At 40.6% G+C, this 24704-nt stretch carries 22 protein-coding genes and 1 pseudogene; 8 read left to right on the plus strand and 15 right to left on the minus strand.

The features are described from left to right. Window positions 1-181: 181 nt before the first annotated feature. From O9316_RS07200 to O9316_RS07215, 4 genes and pseudogenes are all read left to right on the plus strand, one after another. Window positions 182-1168, plus strand: a pseudogene (locus O9316_RS07200) (glycosyltransferase); the annotation flags it as partial. A 132-nt stretch (window positions 1169-1300) separates the two neighbouring features. Further along, window positions 1301-1894: a dephospho-CoA kinase gene (gene coaE / locus O9316_RS07205; protein ID WP_298205510.1), complete on the plus strand. Its 594-nt coding sequence runs from the start codon at window positions 1301-1303 to the stop codon at window positions 1892-1894. Between the two features lie 68 nt (window positions 1895-1962). Then, window positions 1963-3546, plus strand: a complete 1584-nt coding sequence (locus O9316_RS07210; RefSeq protein WP_298205478.1) for a HAMP domain-containing sensor histidine kinase — start codon at window positions 1963-1965, stop codon at window positions 3544-3546. Window positions 3547-3552: 6 nt separating this feature from the next. Beyond that, window positions 3553-4257: a response regulator transcription factor gene (locus O9316_RS07215; RefSeq protein WP_298347093.1), complete on the plus strand. Its 705-nt coding sequence runs from the start codon at window positions 3553-3555 to the stop codon at window positions 4255-4257. Between the two features lie 189 nt (window positions 4258-4446). Here the strand turns inward: O9316_RS07215 and O9316_RS07220 are convergent, their stop codons facing one another. From O9316_RS07220 to O9316_RS07265, 10 genes are all read right to left on the minus strand, one after another. Continuing rightward, on the minus strand, window positions 4447-5175 hold the full coding sequence (locus O9316_RS07220; protein WP_298205479.1) for an acyl-ACP thioesterase domain-containing protein: 729 nt from the start codon (window positions 5173-5175) through the stop codon (window positions 4447-4449). Window position 5176: 1 nt separating this feature from the next. Beyond that, entirely contained in the window at window positions 5177-5788 is a 612-nt protein-coding gene (locus O9316_RS07225) for a hypothetical protein (RefSeq protein WP_298347095.1), read from the minus strand. After that, window positions 5785-6411, minus strand: coding sequence for a hypothetical protein (locus O9316_RS07230; protein ID WP_298205481.1), 627 nt, complete (start codon window positions 6409-6411; stop codon window positions 5785-5787). Before O9316_RS07230 ends, O9316_RS07225 begins: the two co-directional genes overlap by 4 nt. Window positions 6412-6445: 34 nt before the next feature. Continuing rightward, window positions 6446-7387 (minus strand): tRNA (adenosine(37)-N6)-dimethylallyltransferase MiaA, encoded by a 942-nt coding sequence (miaA, locus tag O9316_RS07235; protein WP_298205482.1) that lies wholly within the window; start codon window positions 7385-7387, stop codon window positions 6446-6448. 154 nt (window positions 7388-7541) lie between these two features. Then, entirely contained in the window at window positions 7542-8033 is a 492-nt protein-coding gene (locus O9316_RS07240) for a hypothetical protein (protein WP_298205483.1), read from the minus strand. Window positions 8034-8079: 46 nt separating this feature from the next. Then, window positions 8080-9441 (minus strand): exonuclease domain-containing protein, encoded by a 1362-nt coding sequence (locus tag O9316_RS07245; RefSeq protein WP_298205484.1) that lies wholly within the window; start codon window positions 9439-9441, stop codon window positions 8080-8082. A gap of 113 nt (window positions 9442-9554) precedes the next feature. Further along, a complete protein-coding gene (locus O9316_RS07250; protein WP_298205485.1) occupies window positions 9555-10223 on the minus strand; it encodes a YggS family pyridoxal phosphate-dependent enzyme in 669 nt (222 codons plus the stop codon). Between the two features lie 11 nt (window positions 10224-10234). Further along, window positions 10235-11452 carry a DUF1015 domain-containing protein gene (locus O9316_RS07255; RefSeq protein WP_298205486.1) on the minus strand — a complete coding sequence of 406 codons (1218 nt, stop codon included), beginning with the start codon at window positions 11450-11452 and terminating at the stop codon, window positions 10235-10237. A gap of 134 nt (window positions 11453-11586) precedes the next feature. After that, window positions 11587-12477: a 3-hydroxyacyl-CoA dehydrogenase NAD-binding domain-containing protein gene (locus tag O9316_RS07260; protein ID WP_298205487.1), complete on the minus strand. Its 891-nt coding sequence runs from the start codon at window positions 12475-12477 to the stop codon at window positions 11587-11589. A 48-nt stretch (window positions 12478-12525) separates the two neighbouring features. Then, the gene (locus tag O9316_RS07265) at window positions 12526-13497 is read right to left on the minus strand and encodes a Gfo/Idh/MocA family oxidoreductase (RefSeq protein WP_298205488.1); all 972 of its coding nucleotides are present in this window, start codon (window positions 13495-13497) and stop codon (window positions 12526-12528) included. Window positions 13498-13653: 156 nt separating this feature from the next. Here O9316_RS07265 and O9316_RS07270 point away from each other — a divergent pair, with 156 nt between their 5' ends. Further along, window positions 13654-14295 carry a protein-L-isoaspartate(D-aspartate) O-methyltransferase gene (locus O9316_RS07270; RefSeq protein ID WP_073362602.1) on the plus strand — a complete coding sequence of 214 codons (642 nt, stop codon included), beginning with the start codon at window positions 13654-13656 and terminating at the stop codon, window positions 14293-14295. A 54-nt stretch (window positions 14296-14349) separates the two neighbouring features. Then, a complete protein-coding gene (locus O9316_RS07275; RefSeq protein ID WP_298205489.1) occupies window positions 14350-18096 on the plus strand; it encodes a transglutaminase domain-containing protein in 3747 nt (1248 codons plus the stop codon). A 38-nt stretch (window positions 18097-18134) separates the two neighbouring features. Here O9316_RS07275 and O9316_RS07280 read toward each other — a convergent pair whose 3' ends face one another. Further along, window positions 18135-18500, minus strand: coding sequence for a helix-turn-helix transcriptional regulator (locus tag O9316_RS07280; RefSeq protein WP_298205490.1), 366 nt, complete (start codon window positions 18498-18500; stop codon window positions 18135-18137). A 1-nt stretch (window position 18501) separates the two neighbouring features. Beyond that, window positions 18502-18954, minus strand: a complete 453-nt coding sequence (gene smpB, locus O9316_RS07285; protein ID WP_073362598.1) for an SsrA-binding protein SmpB — start codon at window positions 18952-18954, stop codon at window positions 18502-18504. Between the two features lie 137 nt (window positions 18955-19091). Here smpB and O9316_RS07290 point away from each other — a divergent pair, with 137 nt between their 5' ends. Both O9316_RS07290 and O9316_RS07295 read left to right on the plus strand, forming a co-directional pair. Next, window positions 19092-19712: an outer membrane beta-barrel protein gene (locus O9316_RS07290; RefSeq protein ID WP_298205491.1), complete on the plus strand. Its 621-nt coding sequence runs from the start codon at window positions 19092-19094 to the stop codon at window positions 19710-19712. 133 nt (window positions 19713-19845) lie between these two features. Further along, window positions 19846-21354 carry a S8 family serine peptidase gene (locus O9316_RS07295; protein WP_298205492.1) on the plus strand — a complete coding sequence of 503 codons (1509 nt, stop codon included), beginning with the start codon at window positions 19846-19848 and terminating at the stop codon, window positions 21352-21354. Window positions 21355-21407: 53 nt separating this feature from the next. On the opposite strand, the gene O9316_RS07300 is transcribed toward O9316_RS07295, so the two are convergent. Genes O9316_RS07300 through O9316_RS07310 form a run of 3 tightly spaced genes read right to left on the minus strand, consistent with a single transcriptional unit; the run spans window position 21408 to window position 24675 of the window. Beyond that, window positions 21408-22940, minus strand: coding sequence for a hypothetical protein (locus O9316_RS07300; RefSeq protein ID WP_298205493.1), 1533 nt, complete (start codon window positions 22938-22940; stop codon window positions 21408-21410). A 14-nt stretch (window positions 22941-22954) separates the two neighbouring features. Then, window positions 22955-24115, minus strand: coding sequence for an ATP-binding cassette domain-containing protein (locus tag O9316_RS07305; RefSeq protein WP_298205494.1), 1161 nt, complete (start codon window positions 24113-24115; stop codon window positions 22955-22957). Beyond that, window positions 24112-24675 (minus strand): GNAT family N-acetyltransferase, encoded by a 564-nt coding sequence (locus O9316_RS07310; RefSeq protein ID WP_298205495.1) that lies wholly within the window; start codon window positions 24673-24675, stop codon window positions 24112-24114. Before O9316_RS07310 ends, O9316_RS07305 begins: the two co-directional genes overlap by 4 nt. Window positions 24676-24704: the final 29 nt, after the last annotated feature.

A 24704-nucleotide genomic window follows, 5' to 3' on the forward strand; every position in this document is an offset into this window, starting at 1 on the left:
AAAAGTGTGGTTTGACGTTGATTGTAGTGTTTGAAATTCATGTCTAATCATCTGTAAATCAGATATAAATATACAAATTGCAACTCTTTTATGCAAGAAAAAACGTAAAAAAAAACCGTCTCAAGTTGTGAGACGGCTTCATTTTCTTTTGGTATCGAGTATATTTGCCAAAAAAATAGGAATGCAGTTTTCGATCATTATCCCTGTATACAATCGTCCTGACGAAATCGATGAACTTCTCTCGAGTTTGGTGCAATCCACCTATTCCAAATTTGAAGTCGTAATTGTAGAGGATGGATCCAGCATCGATTGTAAAGCCGTTGTACAAAAATATGCGCAAAAATTGCAGCTATCCTATTATTACAAAACCAATTCAGGTCCGGGCGACTCCCGAAATTTTGGGATGCGAGTGGCCAAGGGAGATTATTTTATCATCTTTGACTCCGACTGCATCATACCACCACACTACATGTCTGAAGTAGTTAAAGAATTAAATACGAATTATGTTGACTGTTTTGGAGGACCCGATCAAGCTTTGAAATCCTTTTCTTCGATTCAGCGGGCCATCAATTTTGCCATGACTTCTTTTTTAACTACAGGCGGAATTCGAGGCGGTTCGGAGAAAATTGATAAATTTCAGCCCCGAAGTTTTAATATGGGGATTTCCAAAAAAGCCTTCGAAGCCTCCCACGGTTTTGGAAATATTCATCCAGGAGAAGATCCTGATTTGTCCATACGTTTGTGGAAAATGGGATTCAAAACACGTTTGTTTAAAAAAGCCTACGTTTTTCATAAACGGCGAATTGATTGGGATAAATTTAGCCTACAAGTCCATAAATTCGGTAAAGCACGCCCCATTTTAAACCGTTGGTATCCCGAGTATGCCAAGATAACTTTTTGGTTTCCTACCTTGTTTATGGCCGGTCTCTTGGTTTCCTTTTTGGGGTTGCTATTTTTATGGGATTGGGGAATGCGAATGTATATGGGGTATTTTGGCCTAATTTTTCTAGTGTCTTCGATTCAAAACCGTAATCCATGGATCGGTCTGCTCTCAATTATTGCAGTGTGGAAACAGTTTAAAGGATACGGTAGCGGTTTTCTTTTATCCCAGTATCGAATCCATTGGCTTAAAAAAAATCCGCAGGAAGCTTTCCCTGAATTGTTTTTTACTACCAAGGAAGCCCGACTCACCGAAGAAATTCATATTCACAAAGAAGCCGAAGAACCTATTCATAAGTCGGTTGAAAAGGCATTGGATAAATTCATAGCTCCCCTGCAGAAAATCGTAGATACCACCCCTGTGAAAACAAAAATCATCGGTTTAACAGGAGGAATCGGAAGCGGCAAAACAACACTTGCCCAGTATCTCATTGCCAAAGGATATCCCGTATATATCTCTGACCTCGAGGCCAAAAAAGTAATGGATTTTCCCGAAATTGTGGCCCAAATTGCGACTTGTTTTGGTCCTGAAATTTATAATGAAGAACGAAAATTAAACCGTGAGCAGTTGGCAGCCGTTGTATTTAATAATCCCGAAAAGCTCAAACAACTCAATGCCATCGTACACCCCGCGGTAAAAAAACATTTTGAGGAGTGGCTTATCACACACCAACGCGAACCTTTTGTATTTAAAGAAGCGGCCATTCTTTTTGAAAGCGGAAGCTATAAAGACTGCGACGCTGTGATTACCGTAACGGCTCCTTTAGAATTACGCATCGCCCGTGTTTTAAAACGCGATCAAACTACCCGAGAAAAAATTCTACAAAGAATCAACAACCAACTCTCCGATGAAGAGCGTGCCGCCCGAAGTCAGTATGTCATTCAAAATGAAAATTTTGAAGAAACCAAGCGCCAAATCGAGGAAATCCTCTTTTCTTTGAAAAAAAAGCAATAAAACACGTCTGTGTTAATGTTTGGTTAATACATTAACATCCCAAATGTTAAAATCTTAATTTTGAGGTGATGAATAAATTTGTTTTTCGCCTCCTGGTTTTCTTGATGAGTATCTCCCTATTGGGAATCATTTTGGTACAGGTATACTGGTTTAATAGTTCCCTAGAAAAAAGCGAAGAGCAATTTAAATTTCATGTGAAGCAAGTCCTCGGGAACGTAGCTGAAAAGCTTGAAAAACAAGAAAAATACTCGTTTCTAAATCGCTACAATCAACTCAAGGACAGTACAGGTAAACTCCCTCAAAAAGAAGATTTTTTGGAGTATAAATACGTACAGCGAAACAAAAAAACAAACCAAACGATAATCTACTCCAACAGTATCACGATGGAGGATTATTATATCATGCAGTCGTTCTTTGATAAAAATGATGATAGTACAACCGTAAAAAACTTTACCACCAAGCGGAAAACCGCTGTTTTCAATGGTAAAGAATTCGAAGACAAAGGCTTACAGAATAAGTTGACGCCCGATATTTCCATCGAACGCGACGGAACCGTGGATATTCTTCAAGATGTTCAGTTTGAAATTGCCTATAAAGACGTGGCCGCACAACGCCCCATTCAAGAGCGGATAACGGTAGCGCAACTCCGGAATTTGCTTAATGCCGAACTCAAAGAATACGGTATCAATACCCCCTTTGAATTTGATGTTTACAGCAACGGCTTGGCAACCAAAATCAAATCGGAGCATTTTAATTACGATAAATATTCCACCTATTCCATTCCGATTCTTATCGATAATGACGGTCACAATCGGTACAACCTTCTGGTGAATTTTCCCCAAAAGAAGAAGTTCCTCTTCTCCGAAATTTTAGCCATTACCCTTTTGTCCATCGTATTTACACTCATCATCATTATTGCGTATGCCAATGCATTGCATCAGTTGATCAAACAACGACAGATTTCCGAAATCAAAACGGACTTTATCAACAACATGACGCATGAGTTTAAAACTCCTATTGCAACCATCAATTTGGCCCTCGATGCGATTCGAAATCCCAAAGTAATCGAAGATAAAGAAAAAGTTTTTCGATACCTGCAAATGATTCGTGACGAAAACAAACGAATGCATGCTCAAGTAGAAAACGTGCTACGAATTTCTAAGCTCGAAAAGAAAGAACTCGATATTAGCAAAGAACCTCGTGACATTCATGAAATTATTGATGATGCTATTGAACACGTGAATTTAATCGTAGAAGATCGTAACGGAAGCATTCAAAGTTATTGTGAAGCTACTCGAAGTACGGTGTTGCTCAACGATGTACATTTCACAAATGTAATTGTTAATATTTTGGACAACGCGATAAAATATTCTTCGGAAGAACCCGTTATAGAAATACGCACTGAAAATATTAAGGATTTTATACTGATTAAAATAAAGGATAATGGGATAGGAATGAGCAAAACCGCTCAAAAAAGAATTTTTGAAAAATTCTATCGCGAACACACCGGTGACGTGCATAACGTAAAAGGACACGGGTTAGGTTTGGCATATGTGAAGCGAATAGTGGACGATCACAACAGTCAAATCTTCGTGGAAAGCGAAAAAGGAAAAGGAAGTACATTCATCATTAAAGTCCCACTGATAAACTAGATTACCATGGAAAAAGAGACAAAAAAAATCCTACTTGTAGAAGACGACCAAAATTTTGGCGCCATCCTCAAAGACTACTTAACCCTCAACGACTTTGAAGTGACGCTGGCCAAAAACGGTATGGAAGGCTTCGAAAAATTTAAAAAAGATACCTACGACCTCTGTATATTGGACGTGATGATGCCCTACAAAGATGGGTACACCTTGGCCAAAGAAATTCGCGAGAAAAACAAAGAAATTCCTCTGATTTTCCTCACCGCCAAAACCATGAAAGAGGATGTTCTTAAAGGCTATAAAGTGGGCGCCGATGATTACCTCAATAAACCCTTCGATTCAGAAGTGCTGTTGATGAAAATCAAAGCGATTATGCAACGAAAATCGTCCGAAACAAAGGCTGAAAATACGCAGTTCGAATTCACTATCGGAAAGTTTCACTTGAACTCCAAATTGCGTTTTCTTACCTTCCCCGGCGAGGAACCCATCAAACTAACACCGAAGGAAAATGAGTTGTTGAAACTCTTGGCTTTGTATGTCGAGGACTTGATGCCGCGCGAATTGGCACTAACCAAAATCTGGCGCGATGACAATTACTTCACCTCGCGAAGTATGGACGTATATATCGCCAAATTACGTAAATATTTAAAAGACGATCCCAATGTAGAAATCCTCAACATCCACGGCGAAGGTTTCCGTTTGGTGGTGAAAAAATAATTTCAATCCCTGTCCTGCGACGGGGATTTTTTTTGGGCGCTTTTCGGGCTATCTGTTCCAAGCCGCCCACCGCCCCAAAGCAAAAAATCCCGAAAACAAGGGCTTCACAAGGTCGCCTTGTTTTCGGGGTTTTGCTAGTTGGGCCGTCAAGGCGGGCTTTCCACGACTATCCCGGCGCTCCCTACTGCATCAATCGGCCCAGTCCATCGCCAAGGCGAAACAATTTTTACCTTCCTGCGCTACCACAAAGACACCATCGTTTTGCCCGATTTCGGCCTCTTGACCTAAATGCATTTCCCGCATAAAATTCATGTCAAAGGCGCGCAAACGTCCTTCAAACAAATGATGTGGATCGCAATGATTCAAACACCATTCCAAGTATTTTACATTATTGACATGATTCACAATATCCAAATCCGATACCCGAATGCGGTAAGTTTCAACCGTTTCAATGGTGTTCGGTAAAGCTATTTTATGGGTTGGTAAAGCAGTAGCTCGATCGTCATAGCGTACAAAATGATCGTTGGGTAAAGCCAAGGTATCAGGGCGTCGGGTTTGGGTATTCAAAACTGCCCAATAGGTTTCACAACCTACCCATTTCTCATCGCCGTGCCACAACTCCAAACAACGTGTTGACCGGGAGTTTTCCAAGGCATGTATCCACGTTTTCACCGTCACCGTGTCTTGCCAACGGGGTAAGGCGTTTATTTCCACCCGCATCCTACTCAAAACCCATGCTTGATGGTGGCGCTGCATGGCCCGATAACTCAATCCGCCAAGATCGGCATGTGCCCCGGCTGTGAGTTGCAATAAATTGCATAAATCGGTGTATTTCAACATACCGTTAGGGTAACATTGTAAAAAATTAATCGTCCATTCTTGTGAATAGCGCGATGTAAAATGAGGCGATATAGCCATATTAGTGAATTAAAATACCCAGCGAAAGTACGAGTTTATTTCCGCTTCCAAAATAGTCTTCGTCGGCAGGTGACGCCTTTAAATCGTCATTGTATAAAAAAGCATAATGCAATCCAGCATACCCTACATAGGTTTTACTGAAACTATAATTGACATACGAACCCAGTCGTATTTCCTCCCAACTTTGTCGGGCTAAGGTACTACCGCTGCGTGTGGCGCGATAGGTCATGCGACTTTGGCCGTACGCCAGCGTAGGATTCAATACCCATGCGCCCTTCAAAGGATGTTCATATTCAACTTGAAACAGCGCAGTACTTGATTGAATGTGACTAAAATTTCCGATCCGATTTGGATTGGTGTTGCGGTAGCCTTGCAATTCCCAACCCACAGTTGCCCGAAAATTGGCAATTTTGACCAGTGACAAACTGCTGTGAAACCCCATGGACTCGGTTAAATCGTCGGCAAAAAAATTGGATCCAACCAGCTTAGGATACTGAAATCCAAAACGAAAAGCGGGATAAAAATCAATCCAGGGTTCTTTTTTAATTTTTTGACCCTGCACCGCAAGACTAAAACACCCAAGAATAACAAGTATTAAATTCTTCACTTTCATAAATTAAGGGTATAGGTTAGTGCCGTTTCAGCGATTACAATAGGGACGGATAATTCGGATACTTGTTGGGTAAGTCCATTTTTGACTTTATACTGTAACGTACAGGTTTGATTTTTTCGCACTTGATAATCCAACAAAATGGGATCTCCAGCGGTGAGGGTATGAAAATCATAGTTGGGAGTATAAATCATTCCCGTAAGATTGATCTCCTCCAGAATGCTATTGGGATTCACCGAGTTGATTACGATATTCAACGAAACCAAATCAGAAGCTTTATACCGAACAAGCGTCCCCAAATTCCATTGCAATCCACTAAAGTTGGATGCTTGCAACCCCGTGCAAATCAGCGGCAAATAAGTACTGTTTTCCTCAAAAATCAGTTCCGCCGACTCATTCGGTCGAAATAATGTTAAACGGAAGGCACCCTGTCCATCCGTTGCGGTTTGGTAAGTAGCCGTGTCGTAGCCATCATCATATTGGGCTCCGAGATAGGCCCGCTGGTTAGGGAGTGGTTGGTTGTAGGCATCGACAACGCGTCCCTCGATATTGATAATTGTTTCACCGTCATACGGAATACCACAACTCGAAAGGAACAACAGCAGTAAGCCACTAAATAATCGCATAAAAGAGGATTTAAATGAATGATGAATTCAAACGCTATTGGTTGCGTTGCCCCGCGAAAAAAGGTAACGAATTAACAATTTCTTCAAATGGGGTTGCGTAATGAAACCAGATCGTATTAGGGTCGCGTTTGAACCAGGTTAGTTGTCGTTTCGCAAAACGGCGGGTGTTCATTTTGATATTTTCAATGGCCGTTTGCAAGTCCACTTCGCCTTCAATGTAAGCAAACAGTTCGCGATACCCCACCGTTTGAAGGGCATTTAAATGGCGTTGCGGGTAGAGGGCGCGAACTTCTTCCAAGAGTCCGTCGGCCATCATTTGATCCACTCTGCGATTGATACGGTCGTATAATTCGTGGCGCTCTGCTTCCAATCCGATACAAATCGACTGAAAAGGACGCGTGTTTCCTTTTTTTCCAATGAAGGAGGAGTAAGGTTTTGACGTACCTAAGCAAACTTCTACAAAGCGTTTCATGCGTTGCGGATTTAGTAGGGTTTGCGGATTCTCGGCCGTTAATTTGGCAAAGTAGTGCGGATCTAATTTTTGTAATGTTTCTTGCAAATAGGTCAAACCTTCTTCCTTAAATCGTTGGTTAATGGTGTCCCGGACCGAGCCGTCAAGGGCTGGAAATTCATCAAAGCCACGCAAGACGGCATCGACATAGAGGCCCGAGCCGCCTACCATAATTTGCATTGGATTCTTTTGAAACAGCTGATTCAGCAAACGCAAAGCTTCCGTCTCAAAGTTACCCACACTGTACGTATCGTGTATCGATATATGCTGGATGCAATGGTGTGGCACGGCTGCCAGTTCTTCGGGGGAAGGAACCGCAGTGCCGATGTGCATTTCGTGGTAAAATTGACGGCTATCACATGATAGGATCTCACAACCAACATGCTTTGCCAATGCTATAGCTAGCGCTGTTTTCCCGATGGCGGTGGGTCCGATTACCGTAAGTAAAAGAGGGGGCGTTTGCATAAGGCCAAAGGTAGCAAATTGGTTGTATTGATGGGTAATTTAAATATGTATGCGATTAACAACATTTACTTCAAACCATAAGTTTTCTCCACATTTGATACAGATTGGTCCAGTTAATAACTCGCTTATTTTAAACTAACTGGTTATAGATGAATTAAGAGCTTTGTCGTTTATGTAATTTTCCAAGTTTATAAAAGACAAAAAAACCAAACAATGTCACTGTACAATATAAAATGTAAATTTTTGGGTAAATTCTGCTGAAAAGATTCTCTTTAAATTCTACTTTTTTAGCTGAAAGCGGAGGATAGATTGTCCAACCTGGTTGTGTTGCAAGTGATTTTATGAAACTTATAATAGCTGGTAAAATCAAAATTAAGATCAAACTAATAATTGATAAAATACAAAGTGAAAGGTAATTTTCAAATTTTTGAAAGCAAACTTTTATCAAATAAAACAAGTAAATGATGGTTATACAGAAAACAGGTAAAATTTCACTCTTTTCCACAATGAAATAGGTATCATGAACATTAATATCTATAACACTTTCAGTTTTTATATTTGACAAATCAAAAACAAAATGGAATGCAATTATTCCAATTACAATTGGTACAAATATGTGAATTGTTTCTAAAAGTATTTTTTTCATGGTTGTTGTGGTACAACTAAAATTTGTGCATTGGACTTCAAAAAAATTAAAAAGTGAGCACTTTCAAGACTTTGTTACGGCTTAAATAGCCCTGAATAATGGAGCGGGTATCCCGATTGTTTTGCATCGGAATGATCAGATTTTTTAATATCTCGAGGTTGTGAATTTGGTAGTTTAAATCGTAAAAACAATACCCTTTGTAAATGCCATTTTCAATCAAAACAGCACTGCGTTCGTCGGTACGTCGCCCGCGATCGATGACCACTAGCGTTTGGTTGCCCAATTGTGTTTCCTCAAGGTAGGCTTCGACGCGCGCGTTATAACTATCGGGAGATTCGGCCCCAATACAGGCCCCAGCGCACTCTTTGATTTTGTATTGAAAGCAACTGTTTTGGGTTTCATACAGCCCATTGATTTTTTGGCAGAGTTGGAATTTTTCGGTAATGCGAAATAAGTAGTTTTTGCCTTCTTGAATACTACTAAAAGCAGTGATTTCCTTTTTTCGCCCGTCGGCTTTTTGAAGTTGAAGACTTAAATACCCTTGGTCGTTAAGGACTTCATACAAGGCCCACTGAAAAATGCTTTTGCGTTGCGCACGGTTGTAAATGGGTTTATTAATCTTGATTTCTTCACTTTCTTTAAGTAACGCAATCAGTTCACTGCCCGTTTCTTCGTAGGTTACGGCAAATACTTCGCGTTGAATTTTTTTGCTTTTGCTGGTAGTACCCGTAAAATGTTGGTTGACCCGTTTTTTGATGTTTTTACTTTTCCCGATATAAATCAAATCCCCTTTTTCATTGTGGATGTAGTAAATCCCAGTCTTGGTAGGCAAGGCTTCCACGATATCGAGGAGTTTTGGGGAAAGTCCCGACTTAATTTCGGTTTTCACCAATCCTCTCAGAATTTCTTTTTCCGTGTCTTTGGCGAGCAAAAGTTTAAACAATTTCACCGTAGCCATCGCATCACCACTTGCACGGTGTCGGTCGGCCATTGGGATGCCCAAAGCGCGTACTAATTTTCCGAGACTGTAGGATATTTGGTCGGGAATTAATTTCTTGGATAACTCTACCGTACATAAAGTGGGCCGTTTAAATTCGTACCCCAATCGCTGAAACTCGGTACGGAGAATACGGTAATCAAAAGAGGCATTATGCGCCACGACAATACAGCCTTCGGTGATTTCGATAATGCGTTTGGCGACTTCAAAAAACTTAGGAGCACTGCGAAGCATGGCATTATTGATGCCCGTTAACTTGACCACAAAGGGTTGTATGGGAATTTCAGGGTTGACCAAACTGATGAATTGATCGACAACCTCATGGCCATCAAATTTGTAGATAGCAATTTCGGTAATGCCCTCTTCGTTGTATTGGCCGCCGGTGGTTTCTATGTCGAGAATACAGTACAATGTGGGGGTTACAAATTTACAATTTTATAAACTTAGAGTGATTACAAGTTCAAACAAAAGTACAGTTTTCTAGTGAAGGATGATCGTCGTCAGGAATATTAGTTTTCAAGGATTTACCCATAGTTACGAACACCAAAAATACTACTCCCAATACGCACCATGGTACTACCGCAGTCTATGGCTAATTGATAATCGCCCGACATCCCCATGGAAAGAGTTTGTAGCGAGACATTTGATCTTTTTAACGATTGGTATTGATCAAAAAGGGATTTTAAGTACCTAAATTCCTTTTCAATTTGCACTGTATTTTCGGTAAATGTCGCCATGCCCATGAATCCCACGATATGCACGTTGCTCAATGTTTCTAATGCTTCGTAATGCAATAGTGAAGCTAATTCCTCGGGATCGAGGCCAAATTTAGTTTCCTCTTCGGCAATATGTATTTGGAGTAAACAATCAATAATTCGGTTGTTTTTGGCGGCTTGTTTGTTGATTTCTTCCAACAGTTTAAAACTATCTACGCCGTGAATTAAAGCCACATAAGGAGCCATGTATTTCACTTTATTCGTTTGTACATGTCCGATCATATGCCATTGGATATCTTTGGGTAATTGTTCCCATTTATCGGTCATTTCTTGGATTTTATTTTCACCAAAAACACGTTGCCCTGCGTGATAGGCTTCTAGCAGGTCGCTTACAGGTTTCGTTTTAGACACCGCTACCAGCGTAACTTCAGGAGGTAGCGTGGCTTTGATGTTTTGGATATTTTCGGCGATGCTCATGCTGTATAATGTTATAATTCATAGACCAAAAGGCCACTTCGAAACTTGGGTTCGATATACGTACTCTTGGGGGGCATAATTAATTTTTGATCGGCCAAGGCTTTGATTTCAGAAATATCGCTAGGGTAGAGCATGAATCCTACTTCAAACTCTCCTTCATCAACCAATTCTTTCAAGGTAAGGAGCGATTGTTTTCCCGGTAAGTATTCAATGCGTTCATCATTGCGAAGATCTTCAATGCCTAAAATGGGATGCAAGACATAATCGTACAAAATTTGCGCGTCCAAATTTTTTAAAAGTGCAGCATTGGGATGCTCTTGTTTGTAAAATAAAGCGTAAAAATTGCCATCCAAATACATCCCAAATTCAAATTTATCTTGGGGCTTCCACAATTCTTGTCCTTTGGGTTTAAGGATAAAATGGGTCTCCAATGCTTCCAAAAAGGCTTCGCGAGAGTGGCCATTTAAGTCGCGGATGATGCGATTGAACTCATAGATTTTGACATTGCTTTCGGCGATTAAAAAACTCATAAAGGCATTTGCATTGGGATGATGTTCATCGCCAACTTCATCATAAAGCAATTCAGCCGAAGCCGAACGGTGATGCCCATCCGCGATATAAAGTTCGGGAATGGCCTCAAATTGCGTTTGAATCCATTGGATTTCCTCCGGTTGATCGATGCGCCAAAGCGTATGTTTTTCTTTATTGGTCGTCGAAAAATGGTACAGCGGTGCTTCTTGTTTTTTCTGTGCAATCCAAGAATTTAACGCCTGACTGTCGGGATAGGTTATCAATACGGGTTCGGTATTAAATCCGGTTTGATGCAAATAATCTTTGAACAGTTCCACACGGTATTGCAAGGTATCCTCGTGCTTTTTGATGACCTCTTTTTTGTATTCCGCAATCAAAGTGCCCCCTACGATGCCCGTAAAGGTTTGATTTTTCGTTTGAATCTCATACAAATACAAAGCGGGTGTGTTTTCGGTGACGAAAATGCCATCCTCTTTGAAGTCCTGGTATTTATGCGCCACGCCTTTAAACCGTTTGTCTAAGGTAATTTTTTGCGCGTACATATAGGCCGGATTGATGACGTGCAAAAACGAATACGGATTGAAGTTGAGCCACGCTGCCAATTCAGCCGGACTGTAATCGTCGTAATTGCGGCACGTCACTAAGGCAACTTTATCCGCCACGGGTCGAACCGCTTTAAATGGGAGCAGGGTGGACATTTTGAATTTTGAATTTTAAATTATGAATTATGAGTTATGAGTTATGAGTTGGTAGTACTAACGACTAAAGTCTAACGACTAAAGTCTAACGACTAAAGTCTAAAGTCTAACGACTAAAGTCTAAAGTCTAACGTCTACTTCAAAAACTGCTTGGCCACTTTTTCCGCTTTTTTACTTTCACTGTAATCGTAAAAGCCTTCGCCGGATTTCACGCCCAATTTACCCGCCATTACCATATTGACAAGCAAGGGGCAGGGAGCGTATTTCGGATTTTTAAAGCCGTCATACATCACATTCAGAATGGACAAACACACATCCAATCCGATGAAGTCAGCCAATTGCAAGGGACCCATTGGGTGTGCCATTCCTAGTTTCATGACCGTATCAATTTCATAGACGCCGCCTACACCATTGTACAAAGTCTCAATGGCTTCATTGATCATAGGCATCAAAATTCGGTTGGCCACAAAGCCAGGGTAATCATTGACTTCGGTGGGGATTTTACCCAATTGCACCGATAAATCCATAATGATTTTGGTGACTTCATCGGAGGTGTTGTACCCGCGAATAATTTCCACCAATTTCATAATCGGCACGGGATTCATAAAATGCATCCCGATGACACGTTCTGGGTGCACGACTTGTGCTGCGATTTGCGTAATAGAAATAGAAGAGGTATTGGTTGCCAAAATGACGTTGTGGGCACAGTATTCGCTCAATTGCTTAAATATATTCAATTTCAAGCCTACATTTTCCGTAGCGGCTTCAACTACCAAATCAACCCCTACCACCCCGTCTTTCATGTCGGTATAGGTAATTATGTTGCCAATAGTTTTGTGTTTATCTTCTTCCGAAATACTTCCTTTAGCCACCATGCGATCCAAGTTGGTAGCGATGGTTTGCATGCCTTTTTCCAAAGACTTTTCAGAAATATCAATCAATTTTACGGTGAATCCGCTTTGTGCAAACGTATGGGCAATGCCATTTCCCATCGTTCCTGCACCGATAACTGCAACTGTTTTCATTCGTATTTTATCTTAGTTTGTTTTGTTTTTTTGTTTAAAATGAGCCACTTATTGCTGACGCTCCATTGCTTCAATAATTTGGTAAGCAACCCGCAATGCCTCGGTTCCGTCTTCAAGGGTAACAACGGGCGTGGTATGGTTTTGAATGGCATCTGCAAATGTTTCCAATTCCTCCAAAATAGCATTGTTTGGAGCCACAGCGGGATTATCGAAGTAAATCTGTTTCCGCTCGCCTTCCGCATTTTGCAAAATCATATCAAAATCCCCAGGATGTTCAGGGGCTTCTTTCATTTTTACCACTTCACAAACCTTATCGAGGTAATCTACGGAGATGTAGGCATCTTTCTGAAAAAAGCGCGACTTACGCATGTTTTTCATCGAAATGCGGCTTGAAGTAATATTGGCGACACAACCGTTTTCAAATTCCAAACGGGCGTTGGCAATATCGGGCGACTGACTTAATACCGATACGCCACTGGCATGTACAGCGACCACTTTTGATTTTACGACGCTGAGGATTGCATCGATGTCGTGAATCATCAAATCTAAAACGACGGGCACATCAGTTCCCCGCGGATTAAATTCGGCCAAACGATGGGTTTCGATAAACATGGGATGCTCAATTTTATCCCGAACCGCTTGAAAGGCAGGGTTAAAGCGCTCCACATGGCCCACTTGTCCTTGTACCCCATATTCCCGTGCTAAGGCAATAATTTCTTCGGCTTCGGTCACGGTAGTAGCAATGGGTTTTTCGATAAAAACATGCTTCCCCGATTTTATGGCCACTTTGGCACATTTGTAATGCGATAAGGTAGGTGTGACAATATCTACAACATCCACCGCATGAATCAGTTTGGCGATGGTGTCAAAACGGTGGTACCCCAATTCGGCAGCTATTTTTTCAGCATAGTCAGCATTTTCATCATAAAAGCCTACCAATTCATATTTTTCAGATTGTTGTAAAAGTCGCAAGTGAATTTTTCCTAAGTGGCCTGCACCGAGAACGCCTACTTTCAGCATAGTTTGATATTTTTATCAAAAGTAGCAATAAATCAAAAAACAATCATGGGCAAGAGCCAGAAAATATTCTCGATTTTTTACCCCATTTTTAAGGTGCTTTTCTACTTGCAACTTGACACATTTCCGTGTACTTTTACGCTCGAAAAAAAGTTTTTTGTGAAAGACACCCCAAAACATCAAGGCATGCGTAATCAATTGGTTACCCAATTACAATCCAAAGGGATTAGTGATACTGCCGTTTTGGAAGCTATACGACAAATACCACGTCATTTATTCCTCAACTCTTCTTTTGAAGATTTTGCCTATCAAGACAAGGCGTTTCCCATTGGAGCAGGGCAAACCATTTCCCATCCTTACACCGTCGCTTTTCAATCGCAAGTGCTGCAAGTGCAAAAAGAACATAAGGTGCTTGAAATCGGGACGGGGAGTGGGTACCAAACCGCCGTGCTTTGTAAATTGGGCGCCAAAGTGTATTCGGTAGAGCGTCAAAACGAACTGTTTAAAGCGACTTCCCTCTTGCTCCCCAAATTAGGCATTCGTCCCAAGCACCTGTCGTTTGGGGATGGCTACAAAGGACTGCCGCAACATGCGCCTTTTGACCGCATTATTGTTACGGCTGGAGCACCTTCGATTCCGCAAGCTTTGATGGCGCAGTTAAAAATTGGCGGTCGACTTGTCATTCCTGTAGGTGAAAAAGAGCAGGTGATGACCTTGTTGATTCGTAAAAATGAAACCCAGTTTGAAAAGCACGAATTGGGTGAGTTTAAATTTGTCCCCTTACTCGAAAATAAAAATTAAAAGATATTCAATTTTCTTTCTATATTGTCGTTTGATTAGAAACCAAACTATTTTATGAAAAAAATTGTAATTATCTGCCTGGTATTGGTCCAAGGTCTTGTGGCCCAAACTTCAGAAAAAAAAGTATGGGATTTACTACTCGCCAACAAGCGTGAAGAAGCTCGAAAACTCTTTGATAAAGAGTTGAAATCCAAGAAAGAAACGCAAACGGAGTATTTAATTCTTGATGCGATTTTAACGCACGAAATGGGGCAAATGTCCTTTGATGACACCTTTCTAAAACAATTCCTAGCGACTTGTAAAGATCGTGCGTATTTGTACCCTATTTTCTACAAACCCTATGTGATGGACAGTCCCAATGGGAATGGTTACAACGAGTATACGTACAAAAAGATTGATTTACTCGCAGCCCATCCTTTGTTTGGAACCGATCCTATGGTGATTTATTTCAAGGCTATTTGCGACCGTCGTCGTCGTGATTATGCAGGTTTTGAAAAAGCAATTACCCAATTGAAAGCGCTGGATTCTTGGCAATACTGCGGGGTATTTGAAAACTTGAATGACAGTGGTTTTGATACGGAATATGAACCCGAAACCTATGCCAATAACGACAAATTGTTTGATGCCAACAGCAACGGAAAAGTAGGCTGGTACAACCCTGTTGATCGCGATCGTGAAGGGTATCACATTTTTAATAACGAAGCAGAATATGGCGACGGAATCATGTACGCCCAATTGTTTTTGGACAATCCCAAAACGCAAGAAGTATATCTCAATTTTGGCGCAAGCAGTTCCATAAAGTTTTTCCTGAACGATACCGAAATTTACAGCAATAATGATGTTGATGCAACCGATATGAATGCGTTTCGGGTAAAGTTTACCTTGCCCCAAGGAATGAATCGGTTGTTGGTGAAGTTATCTACGGATGGCTCCAACGACAATTTCTTTGTATCCCTTTTGGATGCTCAAGGGAATGAAATTCAGGGGTTAAACAAATACAATACGTATAAACCGTATCAAAAATCTACGTTTGAACAACTCAATCCTGTTGAATTGGAAGTGGAACACGAAGCCTTTTTTAAACAAAAAATAGCCCAGAATCCCGATAATGTCTTGTATAAAATTTTACTTTTTGAAGCCTACAACAACAATAGTAAAAACGAGTTAGCGACCGATATCATTGAAGAATTGACCAAGCTTTATCCAAAATCTTCTTTGATTCAAGTGATGCAAATTGCCAATTTGAACAATCGCGATGAAAATCAAAAATCAGAAGAGGTAGCCAAAAACATTGAGGTCAATGATGAAGGATATTACTACAATTTCTTGATGAAAGTTCAAGACAGCGATTGGTTGCGTTCCACTTCAATTATCGAATTGGAAAAGTTTAGAGAGAAATTGAAATCGGTAAAATCAGAAGCCATCAATACCGTTTTTGATTTTATTTTGGCCTCACGGAAATCCGATTTAAATCAGATGACCACCAAATTAGAGGAGCTATTTTCAAATTCTAACTATAATGAATTTTACATCACCTCTTTCGTCAATGTATACGAACGCTTGAAAAATGATAAAAGTAAAGCTATCGCTATGATGGAAGAAATGCTGGCCAAGCGTGAGAATTTTACTGCGTTAAAGAATTTGATTTCCTATTATGACGATGCCAACCGCAAGGAAGACGTGATGCGTTTGACCAAAGAAGTATCGGATCGTTATCCTTTTCATAATGGATTGCGCGATGATTATGCCGATTTGTTAATCAAGGAAAAACGCTACGATGAAGCGATGGTAGAAATTGATCGGGCGTTGCAAAACTTCCCCTATTCATTTCGTTTGATGCAACAAAAAGGAACTATTTACAACAACCAAAACAAACTCAAAGAGGCAGAGGTGTATTTCCGTAAGTCCTTGACCCACAATTCGGGGAATAGTAATTTGCGTAAACAGTTGTATGACATGACCAAAACTCCCGATGAAATCGAGGAAGTGGCCTCCAAAGACATTTATGAAATTATCAAAAAACGGCGCAATACGACCTTAAAAGGCGATTTTGGGGTTACCGTTTTGTTGGACGAATATATTGTGAATGTGCTTCCTGAAGGCGGGCGCAAGTCAAAAGTGACGTACCTCTATGAAATTACGTCCGAGCAAGGCATCGAGGAAATGAAAGAGTACGATATGCAATCGTACCGCAATTCGCTTTTAAAGTCGGAAGTGATTAAACAAGACGGTACCATTGTTCCGGCCGAAGAGGGAAGTGGAACGTTGGTATTTACCGATTTAAAAGTAGGTGATGTGATTTTTATTCAATATGAACGTTATGAAAACTCCTATGGACGTTTTTACCGCGATTTTGATGTTTCCTGCTATTTCAATAGCTTTTATCCTGCAGTTGAAGTGATTTTTGGGATTATTTATCCGCAAGACGTTCAGTTTTTAACGCATTTTTCCAATGGAAATGTGACACCAATTCAAAAGAAAATCAACGGAAGAAATCTCAGCTTGTACAAGCGTACCAATGTTCCAGCCATGCCTTTGCAAGAGCCGTATGCCGCCGATAATTCGGATTTAACCAATACGATTCGCATTGGAACGATTAAAAGTTGGAAAGAAATTTCAAACTGGTATTCGGATTTGGTAAAAAAACAATTGAAGCAAGATAAAGTGACGCGTAAAACGTTTGCCGAAATTTTCCCAAAAGGAGTGGCTGGAATGTCACAGGAAGCTATTGCCAAAGCGATTTACACCTACATTGAAAGCAATATCAAGTACAGTTCTCAAGACTTCCGTCAAAGTGGTCACGTTCCTCAAAAACCATCCAAAACCATTACCACTAAATTGGGCGATTGTAAAGACGTTTCTACCTTGTTTGTGGCTTTGGCTGAGCAAGCAGGGCTAAAAGCGAATTTGGTTTTGGTGATGACCAATGACAACGGATTTTCTTCTATGGCACTTCCTACCAATGAGTTCAACCATTGTATCGTAAAAGTAATGTTGGACGGTAAAGATCATTTCTTAGAATTGACCGATAAATATTTACCATTTAAAGCCTTGCCCAGTAGTTTGTTTACCGCCAATGCTTTGGTTATTTCCTTTGATAAAGCTGAAAATGAAAAGGCGCAGATTATTCGCATTCCTTTCGACAATGCCCTTCGCAATGTGGCACGCGCCAAAACGGAAGTAACTTTGGATGATAATGTAAAAACCTTTGTCAATACATTTACGGTTGAAGGAGCCAACAAGTCGTATTACAACGAGTTATTCTCGGATGCCACTACCGAAGACATTCGTAAAAAACGTATTGAAGAGGATTACAATAATAAGTTGAAAAAGAATGTAACGTTCCAAAGCGCAAAATCCATTCAAAACGATACCTACGAAAAAGGAATCACTTTTGAAACGCGTTTCACCATTGCCGAGCGTTTGCAAAATGTAGGGAACTTAAAAATTACTGAGATTCCGTTTTTGGATAAAGTGTATACCCGCGATATCGTGGCACTCGATAAACGGAATTATCCAATTCAGTACTTTAAGTATGAAAATTCCAATGCCTACCACAGCGAGGTTATTTTGACCATTCCTACAGGGAAGAAGTTTTCGGAGATTCCTGAAAGTAAAACCTTCCAATATAAAGGACATTCGTATAGTTTACGCTTTGAAAGTGTGAGTCCGAATGTGTTAAAAGTAACGCGTGATGTGACCTTAGATTGGAATGATATCGATACGGCAGAATATCTCAACTATAAAAAGTATGTTGAAGATGTGATTGCCGCCGAAGAACAAATCGTTGGTTTTAAATAAAATAAGAAATCCGGAGTTAATTTTTACTCCGGATTTTTTTATAGGTTTTGCAAGCGATTTTTTAGAAGGTCTATCTCTGAAAGAATGGAAGCAATCTGCGCTTCTTTTTCGGCACTTTTGGCAAGGTTCAATCCTTTTTCTTCCAAAATTCCTGTGATGGCTTCAATGGCTTCAGGGTTAAAATCAATGAGGTGTAAAAGTTTAACGCGGTACCAAGCAACGAGCACGGGTTGAAGTTCTATACCAAGCAGTGCGGCCAATAAACGCGCTTGTGCTTGGGTGGGAATCCGGTTGCCATTTTCAAATTTACTGATTAGCGCTTGATCAATTCCCGATTGGTGGGCCAATGCTCGTGTAGATAAGCCTGAAGCTTCGCGACCCTGTTTCAAAAGTTGATCCAGCATACTAAAACGCCTTTTTTAAACGGTCAATATCCCGTTGTGTATCGCGGTCTTTTAAGGTTTCCCGTTTGTCGTAGTTTTTCTTACCGCGGCACAAACCGATGTCCAATTTGGCCAAGCCTTTTTCATTGGTAAATAATCGAAGCGGCACAATGGTTAATCCTTTGGTTTCTACTTTTCGAGCGAGTGATTTTAATTCTTTTTTATTCAAAAGCAATTTACGTTCACTACGCGACTGGTGATTAAATGCAGTGCCAAAAGCGTATTCTTCTATGTATGTATTGATCGCAAAAAGTTCGTGCCCATGAAACTCGCAGAAGCTTTCTGCAATTTGCGCTTTTCCCAATCGTATCGATTTGATTTCGGTTCCTGTCAACACAATCCCAGCCGTATAGGTTTCCAGGATTTCATAGTCAAAACGGGCGCGTTTATTTTGTATCGAAACTTCTTTAATCATGGAGCAAAGGTACAATAAAACCCAATTAAAAGGGAGCTATTTTACATGGAAAAAAAAAGGGAAACAATGATTAATGTCAGGTTTTTACTGCTATGATGCGGGTACATTTGTCCTGTAAATCTTTAACAAAAAACAAAATGAAAAAATTATTTTTAGTAGCAGCAGTAGCCTTAATGAGTTGGAACGGAAATGCACAGGATAAAGAAAACAAAGGACTAGAAGGCGCATGGTGGGCCGGAGGTCAAGTATCATTCGCTAAAGATGATAACGGTACCTCTGAAACCACTTCGTCAACTTTTGTTCCTGTGGTAGGGTATTTCATTTCACCCGATGTGACCTTGGGTATCGGGATAGGTTCAATTAGTTCAAAAACCGAAACTACAGGCACACCTTCATTAACCACAGCCGAAACCAGCACGTTCATTGTTCAGCCTTTGGTACGTAAGTATTGGAGTTTAGGCGGCAAATTCTATTTCTTCGGACAGGCTTCTTTACCGATGACCTTTGGTAAGGACAAAATCTCGGACGATAAAATTACTTCCGTGGGATTGGACATCGCGCCAGGGTTTGACTTTTTCGTCAATAAATGGATGACCGTTGAAACATCATTCTCGTTATTCAATGCTACGTCTACGTCCAACAAACCCAATGTGGGCGACAGTACTAGTGATTTTTCAGTGAATTTTAATCCATTTGACTTAAATCCCGGTACACGCACCGTTGGAGGATTACGCGTAGGAGTGAAGTTTTTATTCTAGTTCCCTAATAGTTTAGAGTTATTGGTTAGTTCCGAGCAATCGGACGAAAAGGTCACCGCTTAATGGGGTGACCTTTTTTTTATACAATTGACTTAAAATTAGTAACTTCGTAGAGTAACCAACAAACAAAATTATGATTCGAAAAATTATTCCACTCATTTTTGTGGCCTTAGTTTTAGCTACTACATCGTGCTCTGACGATAAAGGCTCTGACGCCATTACCATTGCCGAAACGCAACGGGAACCCATGACGGCGCAAGAAATTAAAACTAAAATTGATGAATCCGTACAAGCGGGAGTACATTTTACATGGAGTGCCGCCTCGACGCGAATGGTGTGGAGTGCCATCCTAAAAGGCAATAAACTCGCTACCATCGGTTTTGGAATGACAGCGCAACAATTTGATCGTACGAAGACTTCGCAAGCCCAAAGTTTACAAGAGCAATTGGTACAAATGATTGCACACTATGAAGGAAAAAGCAAAGAAGAAGTATTGATGTACAGCGATCCATTTTTGAATCTTTTTGATGTGTATATCGAAAAACAAGAAACCGTCGAAGCCCTTCGTCGTTCGAGTTTGGTTCGGTACGTGGAACCCGCAGATTTTCGATATTTTTCGGTATCCGATACCCAAATGGCTCCTGAGAGTTCAACGAGTTCGGGTTGTGGATATGATGCTCAAACCTTAAATTCTGCAGATTTTACAACCGTTACGCCCAATGCTCGTGTACCTTGGACCTTCAACCAGCATCAAATTCCAGCAGCTTGGGCACAATCAACAGGCCGTGGTATCACTATCGGAATTGTTGATACAGGAACCTCTCCTTCACAATCGTTGTTGGGGTCTAATTTTAATAACGGCGTATCTACAGGGCGTTCCATCCAAAAATTTGGCACCTTTGTCGACTCAATATGGCCCTGGAGCACGACTACCGATGGACCCAACGACCGCTGTGGCCACGGAACCAGTATGGCTTGGGTAGCCGCTGCACCAAGAAATGACCGCGGATTACCAGTAGGCGTTGCATACAATGCCAATTTAATAACCTACCGCGCTGCTTCCAATGTGGTGCTTGATGGGTACCATGAACAAAATGGGGTGAAAAATGCATTTACCGCTTTAGGGAATAATCCCGCCGTGCGCATCATTTCGATGTCAATGGGACATATTTTTTCGGTGGGTCGCATTGAAGATGGCGTTCGCTATGCTCACAGTCGTGGAAAATTAATTTTCTGTGCGGGTGGAACTTCAACGAGCTTTACCAATTTTGTGGGGGTCATTTTTCCCGCTTGGATGCCCGAAGTAGTCGCTGTGACCGGTGTAAAAGAGGGAACATCCAATCAGAAATGCGATGTTTGCCACAGCGGAAGTGAAATTCAATTTACGGTACAAATGCAACGTTCAACTTCAGGGAATACCGTTCCTGTAGGCAGTTATTATGAGAATTTATCCGATTATGTGGGAGGTTCTTCGGTAGCTACAGCCACTACGGCGGGCATTGCCGCTTTGGTTTGGTCTAAAAATCCATCGTGGAACCGCGATCAGGTTTTGGCCAAAATGCGTCAGTCAGCTACCTATTTCCCAACACGTAACAGTCAATACGGATTTGGCAATATCAATGCTTCCTTAGCCGTTCAATAAATAGATAAAGTTTCAAAAAGAAAGGCTGTCTTCCATAAAAAGACAGCCTTTTTTTATGCTTCGGCGATGCCGCGCCATAGCCTTATTTTTTTTCCGATAAGGAGCATCGCCATACCTATTAGAAAAATATTCGCCCAATTGATTTCAAAAACGTGGTCTTCCATCCATTGTACAAATAGGTACGCTTTTGAGTTATGAAAATTAACTGCATAATCAGCGCTGTATTGCATACTTAAATAGGAATTAATCAGTTCATAAAGTAGGGGAATTAATCCTGGAAGTAACCACAAAAAGAGATTTAGCACAACGCCCGAATAGCCTTTGGTTCGGTTTTGTCCTACGGTGTTAAAAAATAACACACTCACAATGATAAACGCGATGCAATAGCCAATGCCATAGGTAAAGGAAGAGGTAATGATGGCACTACAAATTCCCAAAATAATGTTGAGTATGATTACAGCAATCAAACCAATCAACCACGAACGACCCGAAGTGACCCGAAACGATAAAATGAGCAATGAAAGGCCCAACGCAAAATACACGGGGATAATTAGGGTTTCTATAGTTATATCAGGATCTATATAAGCATCGGCCATCCGACCATAGTTAAAATTCAATTGCTTCTCTGGTACATAGTATTTGTAAAATTCTTGTTCAGTTCCCGTTTTGTCGCGCGCTATATAACGATCAATTGTATCGCGCACCACCGTTTGATTGTTATACATTTCGGGAAAATATTCGTCATTGGTCATTTGCGGCCCTATGGTATGACTTTTTTCAAATAAAGGGTAGTCGTTGATTAAAGTGAGCCACTTTTCAGCATTAATATTGGATTCCAATTGGTGTTCTTTGGCAATCTTCAAGTAATCCGTAAAAAGTTGTTTTAACGAATCTTTTTGCTGGCTAACCAACCAGAACTTCAATTTTTCAATGGCCAATGAATCACTTTTTTTATCAAAAATTGTATAACTATTGACGTTTTTATTGAGTAGTGAAGTGTTCTTGTATTTTTTTCCACGGTACATGAAATAATTTCGCACTTCACTATTCGTTTCTACACTGTCAACAATCACAGTATCTGCTGCTGCTGCTTCTACCACAGCATTATTATCAATCTCATGGTAGGAATACGACCCGTCCAGAAAGAATGATCCTGCGCGTAACGTAGCGCATCGTTTTTCTAATTCTTCGCGTGAAAAATAACTGCGGTAGCGCGTTTCTTTCCCTAGATTGTACCAAAAAATGGGAGTAGTGAGTCCAAAGCAAAGCACAAAAATCAATCCCCATTCCTTAAACACATGGTATTTTGAAGTAGGGTAAAAGGATTTCAGTACATTATTTTTAAAATAATGCACCAGCCATAAAATCAGCACGAGTAACGAAATTACAATAGCGAGTAAGACAAGCGTGGCATCGAAATCGAAAAAATTGCGATGGCTCTCCTCGAATGAGATTCCGTTGAGGGCAAAACCTAATATAAAAAAGCACAAACTTAACGTCAACAATAGCACACCCATGGGTACTATTTTGGTATTCCAAAGTAAAGGATGACGAAGTAAAAGGCGTTGTTGAATCGATTTGAACATAAATGTAAGGGATTTTAAGAAACAAAAAAGCGACGGGTAGATTGTGAAATATCTCTGAAGTAAGGCATCGGAATTTCGTGACGGGTCACCCATTCCAAAAATTGTAAGCGCGTTACTGATTCGGGAAACGTAGCGATAAATGTACCGCCATTGAATTGTAAACTTTCTAAACCTAGAGGTTGCAGTAAATTCCCTAATTCCCCTTGTGTGAAGGTACTTTCAAATTCAATGACTAAGAAATTTTCGGAGGTCTCTGCCGTTGAAGGCGACTCTTGTCGTAGGTTTTTTTGGATTCCTTGTTTCAAAAACACGACTTGATCAGAGGTTTTTTCCACCTCATACAATTGTTGTGAACTTAGCACTATGCCGATCGGGCGAAAAGGGGACTTAGCAATGGCTCTGAAATCCTCCAATATCGTTTGTTGGGCCAAGATGTCTAAGTTCGCCAAAGGTTCGTCAATCAACAATAACTTAGGTTTTCGCAACAACATCCGGGCCAATTCAAAACGCATTTTATATCCTGACGACAAACTGTTCCAAGAATGTAAACGGTATTTTCGTAATCCCAATCGTTTGATAATCAAATGTGTCAACGGTTCAATCATCTCAGGAGCATACCCATAAGAAGAAGCGGTCAATACAAGGTTATGATACATCGAGCCATACCATGTATCGGTTCGTTGGGGAATATAGACCAGCTGCGTCCGTAAATCGTATCGATCGGTATAGGTAAAATGATAGGTAATCGTGCCTCCTGAGGGATGTAATTCACCACAAAGGCTGCGTAAGAGCGTAGTTTTACCGTTGCCATTTTCTCCGACGAGTCCAACAATTTGGCCTGTATACAATTCCAAGTGAATTGGTCCCAACCCAAAGCGACCAGTGCCGTAACTTTTAACAACGTCTTTTAACGATACCAATAACTCACGGGGCGCTTGTGGTTTTTCTTTTAGAAAGACATACAACGCGTCAATCAATTGTCGTAAACGTGTCGCTTGTCCTGCAGTATCTGCTCCGTTGAGATCCAACCAATCCAAAAATTGATTCATCTCTTGATAGAACGACAGGGTTTCTGTATCCAAAGTAAAATCAATTAATCGCTTGATAACCAAAGGATAGTCTTCAAATTTCAAATAATCCTCGATTTCTTGAAATTGTTTTTCAAATTCATTCATACAATAGGCTTAAAATTACGTTTTAACAAAGAGTATACCAAAGCGTCCCAAAAACGTCCGTTAAAGTATTCGTTTTCTATAAAATGGGCTTCTTTGACGAAACCTAGTTTTTCTATTACCTTGATGGAAGCTTCATTTTCGGGGTCAATCACTGCCTCTACAGAGTGGAAATGAAGCTGTTCAAATCCGTAGATAAGCATGGCTTGAACGGCTTCTAATGCATACCCTTTTCCTTGCGCTTTAGGAAGCAACATATACCCAATTTCACTGCGAAAATGTTCGGGTTTTATGCGATAATGGCCAATAATTCCCAACATTTCATCGGCTTCTTTTTCTGTAATCACCCAGTTAATTCCTGTTCCCTCGTCGACTTTTTGTTGTATCATTTCAACCATTGTCAAGGCACTGGCTTTATCAGAGATTATTGGACGTGGTATGAAGCGCATACTTTCGGGATTACCTCGCAGCGCAACGATCGCCTCCCAATCGGTAGGGAGTAGTGGCCGAAGTCGTAAACGCGGGGTTTCAAGATAAGGGAAAGGATCAAATAGCGAGGCCATAGTTTTGCTTTGTGTGAAATTAGTTAAAT

This window comes from Flavobacterium sp., assembly GCF_027533505.1.
Classification (GTDB): domain Bacteria; phylum Bacteroidota; class Bacteroidia; order Flavobacteriales; family Flavobacteriaceae; genus Flavobacterium.